Source organism: Aeoliella straminimaris, from assembly GCF_024054565.1.
GTDB lineage: Bacteria > Planctomycetota > Planctomycetia > Pirellulales > Lacipirellulaceae > Aeoliella > Aeoliella straminimaris.
In genome coordinates this window covers 799,561-808,781 of the sequence record NZ_JAMXLR010000092.1, presented here as the reverse complement: position 1 = coordinate 808,781, position 9,221 = coordinate 799,561, and the positions used below count along the sequence as shown (strand labels likewise).

9 protein-coding genes are annotated in these 9,221 nt (G+C 56.2%); 7 read left to right on the top strand and 2 right to left on the bottom strand.

Going from position 1 to position 9,221, the window contains the following annotated elements; genetic code table 11:
* Nucleotides 1-1,442 (bottom strand): FG-GAP repeat protein (locus tag NG895_RS28995; RefSeq protein WP_252856065.1); only part of this gene is annotated, 1,442 nt, incomplete at its 3' end.
* A 281-nt stretch (nucleotides 1,443-1,723) separates the two neighbouring features.
* Between NG895_RS28995 and NG895_RS28990 the strand changes: the two genes are divergently transcribed.
* The 3 genes from NG895_RS28990 to NG895_RS28980 all read left to right on the top strand — a co-directional run bounded on the left by NG895_RS28990 (nucleotide 1,724) and on the right by NG895_RS28980 (nucleotide 4,273).
* Nucleotides 1,724-2,722 carry a type I restriction enzyme HsdR N-terminal domain-containing protein gene (locus NG895_RS28990; RefSeq protein ID WP_252856064.1) on the top strand — a complete coding sequence of 333 codons (999 nt, stop codon included), beginning with the start codon at nucleotides 1,724-1,726 and terminating at the stop codon, nucleotides 2,720-2,722.
* Nucleotides 2,719-3,555 carry a BREX-1 system adenine-specific DNA-methyltransferase PglX gene (locus NG895_RS28985; RefSeq protein ID WP_252856063.1) on the top strand — a complete coding sequence of 279 codons (837 nt, stop codon included), beginning with the start codon at nucleotides 2,719-2,721 and terminating at the stop codon, nucleotides 3,553-3,555. Before NG895_RS28990 ends, NG895_RS28985 begins: the two co-directional genes overlap by 4 nt.
* Nucleotides 3,556-3,673: 118 nt before the next feature.
* The gene (locus tag NG895_RS28980) at nucleotides 3,674-4,273 is read left to right on the top strand and encodes a hypothetical protein (protein WP_252856062.1); all 600 of its coding nucleotides are present in this window, start codon (nucleotides 3,674-3,676) and stop codon (nucleotides 4,271-4,273) included.
* Nucleotides 4,274-5,015: 742 nt separating this feature from the next.
* Here NG895_RS28980 and NG895_RS28975 read toward each other — a convergent pair.
* Entirely contained in the window at nucleotides 5,016-6,137 is a 1,122-nt protein-coding gene (locus tag NG895_RS28975) for a hypothetical protein (RefSeq protein ID WP_252856061.1), read from the bottom strand.
* Here NG895_RS28975 and NG895_RS28970 point away from each other — a divergent pair.
* The 4 genes from NG895_RS28970 to NG895_RS28955 all read left to right on the top strand — a co-directional run bounded on the left by NG895_RS28970 (nucleotide 6,127) and on the right by NG895_RS28955 (nucleotide 9,102).
* A complete protein-coding gene (locus NG895_RS28970) occupies nucleotides 6,127-6,708 on the top strand; it encodes a hypothetical protein (RefSeq protein WP_252856060.1) in 582 nt (193 codons plus the stop codon). The two genes, NG895_RS28975 and NG895_RS28970, sit on opposite strands and share 11 nt — an antisense overlap.
* A 184-nt stretch (nucleotides 6,709-6,892) precedes the next feature.
* Complete coding sequence (locus NG895_RS28965) at nucleotides 6,893-7,123, top strand: helix-turn-helix domain-containing protein (protein WP_252856059.1); 231 nt, start codon at nucleotides 6,893-6,895, stop codon at nucleotides 7,121-7,123.
* Nucleotides 7,124-7,273: 150 nt separating this feature from the next.
* On the top strand, nucleotides 7,274-7,666 hold the full coding sequence (locus NG895_RS28960) for a hypothetical protein (RefSeq protein WP_252856058.1): 393 nt from the start codon (nucleotides 7,274-7,276) through the stop codon (nucleotides 7,664-7,666).
* On the top strand, nucleotides 7,654-9,102 hold the full coding sequence (locus tag NG895_RS28955; protein WP_252856057.1) for an AAA family ATPase: 1,449 nt from the start codon (nucleotides 7,654-7,656) through the stop codon (nucleotides 9,100-9,102). The genes NG895_RS28960 and NG895_RS28955 overlap by 13 nt, the downstream gene beginning before the upstream one ends.
* Nucleotides 9,103-9,221: the final 119 nt, after the last annotated feature.

The window sequence follows — 9,221 nt, the reverse complement described above, 5'->3', positions numbered from 1 at the left end:
TCCCCAGGTGGGCGATGTTCGCGACTATGAACCAGGGACAGAGTTCTATGAGCGAAAAGACGGCTAGATGAACGGAGTACCGCAAACCCAAAGAGAATCTGCGCAAGTATAAGGATAGACGACCTTGGCTCGGGAACAGTCGATTCGGTCGATGATGCTCCCGATAGCGTGCGGCCGAAGTTGTCCTTCCACCGTTGGTAATCCTCAACGGACAGGCTGTTGTTTCGCCACACAGTGTAGTCAGCGATGTTCACAGTTCCATCCGCATTGAAGTCGCCAGGCAGTCCGCTTGCGTAATAGGAAATATCGAAGATATTGACCACACCGCTGGCGAAACCACTACTCGAACTAGCTAAAGGGCTGCCGGCTACTAGCCATCGATCCGAGGCTGCGATTCTGACCAAATCGCCTCGATCGGCCTGCAGGTCAAGCACAGTTAACAGGTCAAAACTGACCGTGTCAAATAGGCAAATCGAACCATTCCCATAGATGGCAGCCACGTTGCCATGCAAGGCTACAGAGTGACCAAAATAATCGCTGGAGTTCTCCACTGGTGCTACGAAGCGATTTAGTAATTCGCGTGACTGGAGATTGAATAGATAGGCGGCTCCAGTCTTAGCCCCTCCATCGTCATTGGCCGCACCAACCAGCGCTAGGTGGCCAAGTATCGCGACAGAACCGCCGAACTCGGACCCCGGTTGAGGGTTAGGTGATTTAAGCACCGTACTCAAGCCGGTATCGGTAGTATCTATGATGTGTACTACTCCAGCGGACGAAAGCCCATCAACCACTTCCAAGGGAGACCCTACGATGGAAACTCCTCCGTCCGTGTCCACGTAGTTGCTATCGAATAGGACACTACTCATTTTTATGGGTTGCCTTGCAATTGGTAACCCCGTAGCCAAATCAAATATGTGAGCAGCCGATTTTGAGCCTACCACGACTATCTGATCATCGATAGCTACGCTTGCGCCAAACGAGTATTCGTCGTAAGGATTTGGAGCATCAATATCTAGAATGACCTCATTCGATTGCACGTCAATTAGGTATGCTGCTCCAACTCCAAGTCGAGTCTCCCCTGTTGACGGATCTATCCACTCTGTGTCGTTCGCTCCAACAACAGCGTAATTCCCACGAAGCGCAACGGCTATTCCGAACGCTTCACCTGATTCACCACTTGGCAGTATCCGCAGTGGCTCACCAGTGTCCCCATCAACAATGAGTGACGATTGTGGAGAAACCGCGATTCCCCAAGCTGATATACTCCAGGGAACTCCGATTATAACGGAGTCGCCATCAACTTCGACCGATTGCCCTAGGAACGCATTCGAGGTATCTCCAGCGATGACTATCGGATTCGCGGCTAGAACATGATTACAGGAAACCGGCAACAGGGCGGTAACGAATAGCCAAATCCCAATCCGCATCCTAAGCGTATACATAGGTCATGGTTCCTGCTTCGAGGAAAGTTAGACGCCATCAGAGAAACAGCGGTTATCAACTTGTGCCAAGTTCCGCTAATCTGTAGCCCACACAATAGTCTCACGTATATGCTGTATGGGTACAAGCACTATTTGGCTAGCTGACGTCAGAGGTTACGTTGCCCCAAGCAGCCTCCGACGACAAGATCAGGGCGAATCCGGTTCGCCGGCCTGGCATCCCTCGCCTGTTGGGCCATCGCAAAACTGGTTAAACTACCGGCTTTGACCGCCGGTGCCGAACAATGCCAGTTGAAGCTAAACCGCTTTTCCGACCAGATGTACTTCGATCGCACCTGTCGGGTTTCGAGTTGCCGGAGATCGACTCCGCGAAGATAGACCATTGGGCCGACGAGATTTCATCCGGCCGTGTCGATCGGTTTGGCGAGCAAGAGATTCTGCCCCACTTTCTGTCCGATTTTTTTGTGGGGATTCTTGGTTACAAAGGGCCGGCCGGCCAAGACCGCTATACGATCGGTTTCGAGCGATTCGTAGAGGCCGAGGGAGAATTCGCCGATGCCGTTTTGGGTGACTTCAACGGGCACCAACGTTACGTGGTTGCAGTTGAAGGTAAGGGGCCGCGCGACCCGCTGGAGCGTCCTTACGCCGGCCGGCGAATGTCGGCCGTAGATCAAGCATACCGCTACGCCATCAATCTCCCCTGCGATTGGATTATCGTTACTTCGATTCGACAAACCCGGCTCTATCACAAGGGGTCTGACCAGCAAACCTACGAGAGATTCGATACCGAAGAATTGGCCGCCAACGAGAACGCGTTGCGTCGCTTCCTCTTTCTGCTGGGTGCAGACCGCGTTGTGCCAGAATCGGGGAAGTGCCACTTTTACAACCTGTTCGCCGAATCGGAGAGAGTAGGCCGCGAACTTACAAAAGAGTTCTATGTTAATTACGCGGATATGCGGCAAGATGCCTTTGAGCAACTTAGCCAAGACAATCCCGAGGTGCCGCGTCACGACGTACTGTCGGCTACTCAAAAGCTACTCGACCGCATTCTATTCGTGGCGTTCTGCGAGGATCGCGGCTTGCTGCCCGCAGAGACCATTCGCAAAGCCTACGAGCACCGCGACCCGTACCATCCACGGCCGATCTGGGAGAACTTTCGCGGCTTGTTCGATTCAATCAATCGAGGAAACGCGGCGCTCTCGATCCATGCCTACAACGGCGGACTGTTTGCCCCCGAGCAGACATTGGCCGTTGGTGTCTGGAATACGCCAACTATTGGATGATTGCGATTCCGTCTAGCGGGGACTTCAAATGGCCTTGGTCTGATTCCGACGACGCAGAGCAGGTCTTCAGCCAGACATATCCGTCGCTCTTCACTCACATGAAGGGGCACGAAGCGGCATTACGAAAACGCTCCGATCAGGGGCACTATTGGTGGGAGTTGCGGTCGTGCGCCTACTGGGAACGATTCAATGAGCCAAAGATCTATTACCAGTTGATCCAATATCACCCATGTTATGCATTGGATACCACGGGTATGTACGGAAACAACAAGACGGCATTTATCCTGTCTGGTGACCCATACTTATTGGCCGTATTAAACTCTCCTCTGGCTTGGTGGTATAACTGGCGATTCCTACCGCACATGAAAGACGAGGCATTGGCACCAAATCCTACTGTGCTAAGGAACCTTCCGATCGCACAGCCAACCGAACAACTTCGCGCGACAATAGAAGATCGCGTCTGCTCGTTGGTCGAGTGGAACACCCAACATCGCCAAGTGAGCCAGACAATCCAAGATTGGTTGCGTGTTGAATACGAAATCGAAAAACCTAGCAGAAAACTCGAGTTACCGACGGACCTCGACTCTGACGAGTTCGTGACGGAGGTGAAACGTCTGCGAGGCAGGAAGAACCCACTTTCCGCTGCTGGCCTTAGGAGCCTGCGAGACGAGCACGCCCGGACGATCGAACCAGCCCGTAGGCAGGCGGCTGAGGCCCTGCAATTGGAACGGCAGTTAGGCGACTTGGTAAACGAAGCCTATGGATTGTCAACCGAGGAAGTGGCCCTGATGTGGAAGACGGCACCGCCGCGGATGCCGTATTTGCTTGAATAAGTTCCATATTGCGATTCCGTGCGATCCAGTTCCGCGCCGACTATCGACTGAGCCCGCTACAATAGCCCCAGATGCCTATTGATTTTGGCAAAATCTCACTGGGCAGATTGGAAGACGCATGGGTGGAATCGGCAGCGGAACTTGGTACCGGTTCGAGAAAAAGCATACTGTCGAACAGTCGCTGGCGTTATGCGTGGGCGACTTTCGTGGGCGGATGTGTCACGGCGCGTCGGGCTCGTTTACCTGGACCCGATACGGTGGATGGGAATCTTCGATCGGTTACTACGTCGCCAGCAGTAACGGCATAGCCGGGGTGGGGCCGACCATCACGCTGCACTACCGCCGAAACGATACGGAGAGTATCGAGATTCCCATCCAAATGCAGAGCACGCCAGCGAACTTTGGGGGCGTGCGGTGGTGGTTCACCTGCCCGCTGATGGTCGGCGACACTCCCTGCCAGCGGCGGGTGGGTAAACTGTACCTGCCCAACGGTGCCCGCTACTTCGGCTGTCGCCACTGCCACCGGCTGACGTACCGTAGCTGCCAAGAAGCCCACCAGCGCGAACGGATGATGGCGTTTCTCGATTGCATCGGCGACTGGCAGGATGGCCTGCGTGAGTTGCTGGGGGAGTGGATGACCCATTGGAAAGTCGCACCGCTCGCATTACCCTCTACATGGAATAGTGTGCAAACCACTTGTTTTGTCGACACAATTTGACGTTCGAGGGCGGTTTCCGTAACGCCAATCTTCGCGTTTGATGGCTATTGGGTCTGCCGAAGGAGACGCACTCCGGGTGTGATTAGGTGTGATTGGACCAGAACCATACGGTCAATCGACCTTCGCTTGCAGTCGTTGGTTGGGGTGTTCTTGTGAGTATTCTGAACCTTTCGCCACCCTGTTTCACCACCGCTGCACGAAGTGGACGGAGTATTCCTCCGCGATAGAATTGGAATGGGGATAGGGTAGCTCCCGAACGGTGGTTTTCCTGGCCACTTTCCCCCCTTTGCCATATCAGGATTCGATAACACCGCGACACGGAGGCGGTATCTGTGGCGAGCGCATTTCGTGACCGGCTAGTCCGGTTTGTGGATGGGAACTGCGATTGGTTGCGAGCGCAGGTGGAAGAGTGGTTGCAGGAGTTCTCTGCAGGGCTCGACAAGGCCCGAATCCCGGATGAACTCTACGAGGAGTACAACTGCAATACCTTGGCAGGCCGCCTTAGCATGGCCCCGCTTACAGATGAGAAGTGGCGGCAACGGCCAACCATGCCGCTCCCCCCTCCCGATGCAATGGGGCAACGACGACTCACTTTGGTCGGCAAGTGCGCCGGATTGGCGGCCTATCATGACGAGCTCTGTAATACACGCGATCGACCATTCGAGGAATTGGTCGTCTCCGAAGTGTTCGGACCGACTGGGCAATCTGAGGAGGAAGACGAAGCACGAGAGCGGTTTGGGAACTATGAATATCTGTGCCTCCGCGTGCGCGAGAACATTGATAGCTGTGGGGCTTGGGAGGAGCGGCTTGTGGAATGGCTCGACGAGGCGGAAGCGGCGCTAACCAAATCGGTCAATCTTGAGTCAAGTTCGTCGCTGCGTTGTCCATCCATGTTTTTCGCATTGAGTCGCTGGCGAGCTTCAAGCCAACTGGTTGCGGTCGCAAGCTCACCTGGAAGCATCCGGGCGCACGTTTCCAAATCGTCAAACCAGTTCGTCAAGATTGTGATAAGACGCGCACGGATTTTGGGATGGCCTAGTGCCCTACTGGTTACCTTCTCGTCCAAATCGAGATGCGACGTAAAGTGTCGTGCTGCCATGTAGATTGCTTCGTGCGCGGTGGGGTACACGAAGAACCCAGGCGACGCCGAGTCTACACCTGAATTGGTCAAGTAGCCTGGACTTATCCTTAGGCCATCGCCTGTATCACTCAACTGTTTCCCCGCATCCGCCTGCAACTTCGGTGGTTTGGAAACTAGTGGAACTTCGCCCACGCTGGAAGCTTCCAAGACGAGACCTTCTTCAGTGTGGCGGTGGACCTGTATTGGACCGATAGAAGCTATGCCATGCTCCAAGAGTGAATAATCCATTCCGTATTGCAGCTTATCACCAGCCCGGTGTCGTGCTTTGGTGGCCGCAACTAGCACCCCTTCATCGGATTCTTCTCGCGGAAGAATCAATGCCAACGCATTCTCATAACCACCTGGAAATATTATCCCAATATCATTTCGATCTGCCAGAACTTCCTCGAAGAGTCGCTCTATTATTCGCGGCAGCTTCGAGCGCGTTTTTATCTCTTCATTTATTCGATTCCATTCGTTGCTGATCAGTTCAAGCCCCTCCCCCTTCTCTCGCCAAAAGGACTTCGTGGAAGGATCAATGCAGTCCAATAGGTGGCACAGTCTCTCTCGCGCCCCATTCATCAAAAAGGGCAGTTGCTGAATGTTGAAAGATGCTTCCCGCAACTCTTTAATGCTCACGGATTCGAGGGGTTCGTCGGGCAGCGACTTCAAGACGCTTTTCTGCCCCCGCTGGACTTCTCGGGTGCCTGTTTGGTTTTCAGCGCTGAATGGGATGATCGACACTGGCGAGACTTCCGAGGGGGACGACCCTGATGGTTTTGCGGTCGAGGATGTAGAGCCCGATGGAGCTGTTCACAAAGCTGTTGTAGCTCTTCAAGGGTGTTTCTTGGATCGCAAACTCCCTGTAGCGGGTAAACGCTTGTGGATCAAGCTGCAACGTATCTGCCGCCACGAGCTGGACGATCGTAAGCGAGTCGATGAGGCTTCTGATGTGACGTTGGCGTTAATCGATTGGGCCGAGTCCCAGCGCGATGGCGGTCGGACTCACCATGAGTGCCTTACCGTGAACGGTGGGGCAGATTCCGGGGAATCGCCGACCAAGCCGCAACCTCCGGTGCAGACCTCACCAAGGGGGTTCTTCGGAGGAAGTGACCTGATCGCAGAGCTGGACATAGATCCCAAGAAGGAGCAAGCGTTTATGAACCAACTCACACGAAAACGGAATTCGCTCGGCGATGATGTCTGGATCGAGTCTGAAAACCGCCGGCCCAACACTCCCACGTTTCTTTACAAGGCGAGTGATCCCGCCATTCTTAAGATCGCCAAGCGTTATAAGCGAGATGATTCGGCGTAGCAATTTGTTATGCCACTGTTAGGCCGTACTTTTTTCTACGATTTCCGGCCGGCAAATGCGGGTTCTTGCGGCCTAACAATTGATAGACCATTGATTTTCCGGGCGTGACCCACGTGATCTCATGCGATGCTCGGGCCACCGCGACGTTGCGGTACCCACTACCCCTTTTTGGAGCATCGCGATTATGTCCCCCCGCTACCAAGGTCAAGACGCCTCTAACGCAGCCGGTGAGGCCAACCAATTGCTGACCCCGCACGAGGCCGCCCAGGCGCTCCGCATCAGCGCCCGCAAATTGTGGGAGTTGAAGGACACCGGCGAGATCAGCCACGTCCGTATCGGCCGTTTGGTGAGATACCCTGCAGCCAGTATCCGAAAGTTCATCTCAGAACGCGCCACTGCCGGCACGAAGTCGTAACCCATCGCCCATTTTGTGGGGCGCGTGGGTTCCGAGACGGACTTCCCATTCTGTCTTGCCGGGTTCAACTCCCGGGCGCTCCACATTTTCCAAAAGCCGAACGCCCGACCGTGATGGCCGGGCGTTCATGAATCCGAAACGGACTTCCCAATGAAAAGTATAGCAAAAAATCCCCACCGGTCCCAGCAGAACGGACCACCAGCGCCACCGCCCCGCCAAGCGGTCCTCGTCCTCGCCCACGCCGATGGGTGGCTCGAAGCTTTCGCTGAACGGAACATCGACGTCCTGATCGTGATGGTCCCCACGACGGGTACCGTTGCGGGTGAGGTAGTGGCCGAGGAGTTTCTCGACCAGACTCTCCCGCTACGCTATCGCGACCTGCACTGGCCCATCAAACGCCGCGCGGCCGACAAATTGCGAATCGTGCGGCCGAGCGATCTGGTGCGCCGCCAACACGATCTGGCCCTCCTGCAGGGACTCGATGCTGTCGAGCAACGTTTCACACCCAGTAAGCCACGGAGGGCGAAGGTATGGACGCTGTAGAGCTGCTACACAAGGCTCAGGCCGATGGCGTGGTCGTCCATGTCGTCGACAGTGAACTGGAGATCGAAGCGGACGAGGACAAGCGGCACTGGCTCGCCAAGCTGCGCCCTCACAAGCCGGCTATCCTGCGGCACTTGAAAGGTGAGCCCGACGAGGCCCAGTTGCCAGACAGTCCGATGTCGCCGGCTGATGGCTATGGGCCGTCGCTCGTTTGCTTCGCCGACGTCGACCCGCGGCCGATCAACTGGCTGTGGCGGGGGCGCATCGCACGCGGTCGGATCACCTTGTTGGTTGGCCGGCCGGGTGAGGGCAAAAGCTTCGTCACTTGCGATCTGGCGAGCCGCATCTCGACCGGCACTCCCTGGCCAGATGGTGAGCCGTGTGAGCGTGGGACCGTGATCTTCATCACGGCGGAGGACGATCCGCACGATACGATCCGTCCCCGTTTGGACGCTCACTCGGCGGATGTAAACAACATCCACCTACTGAAGGGATCGCAGCGCGTCGAGAACGGCAAGACGACCGAGCTGATCTTCACTCTGTCGGACGTCGAGATTCTGGAGCAAGCCCTCCGCCAAGTGCCCGACTGCCGCCTGATTGTGATCGATCCGATCGGTAGCTTTTTGGGTGGTCGATGCGATGCCCACCGCGACAATGAAGTCCGCAGCGTGCTGGCTCCGATCGCGAAACTGGCCGAACAGCGTGGCGCGGCGGTGCTGATGGTTGCCCATCGTCGAAAGGGTACAGCGCAATCGGCCGACGACACGGCGCTTGGTAGCCGCGCTTTCACGGGCCTCGCCCGTAGCGTGTGGCACCTTTCCCGCGATCCCGACGACGACCAGCGCCGTTTGCTGCTGCCCGGCAAGAGCAACCTGGCCGCCTCGACGACGGGGCTGGCGTTTACCATCGCAGGCGAGCCTGCTTCGGTTCACTGGGACGACGAGCCCGTGCAAATGTCGGCCGACGATGCCCTGGCCCGGGAGACTGGCAACGCCACGGGCGAGATGTCCGCGCTCGACGAGGCGGTGGCGTGGCTCGCCGAGTACCTGGCCACGGGTCCTCACCCGGGGAAAGCTGTCCGCAAGGCCGCCGAGGCTGATGGCATCGCCAACCGGACCCTCGACCGTGCCCGTGGCAAGCTGCGTGTGATAGCTGAACCCGATGGATTCGGTGGTCCCTGGGTGTGGCGATTGCCCGACGATCCCGCCACAGATTGCGCCAACAATGCGCCAGAGTCTACAGAGTACGCCAAGGAAAATGCCTTGGCGCACACTGGGGAGACTGTGGCGCACTCTGGCGAAACCGACGTCCCTGCTTGCAGTCGATGTGGCTCAATAGTCCTACGCGAAGTTCCTATCCACGATGGTAGGTCGATCCGTCGCGATTGCTCGTGTTGCGGCAAAACGGTCGACTTCTCGGTGTGGCAACCTGCCTAGTCCTGCAAATGGCTACGACTAGCGACATTGAGAAATAAACCAAAGTCGCCGCAACATTACGCAACAAATCGATACCCCTCCAACATCTTCTAATTTCCACGCCCTGCAATCTTGCGCGA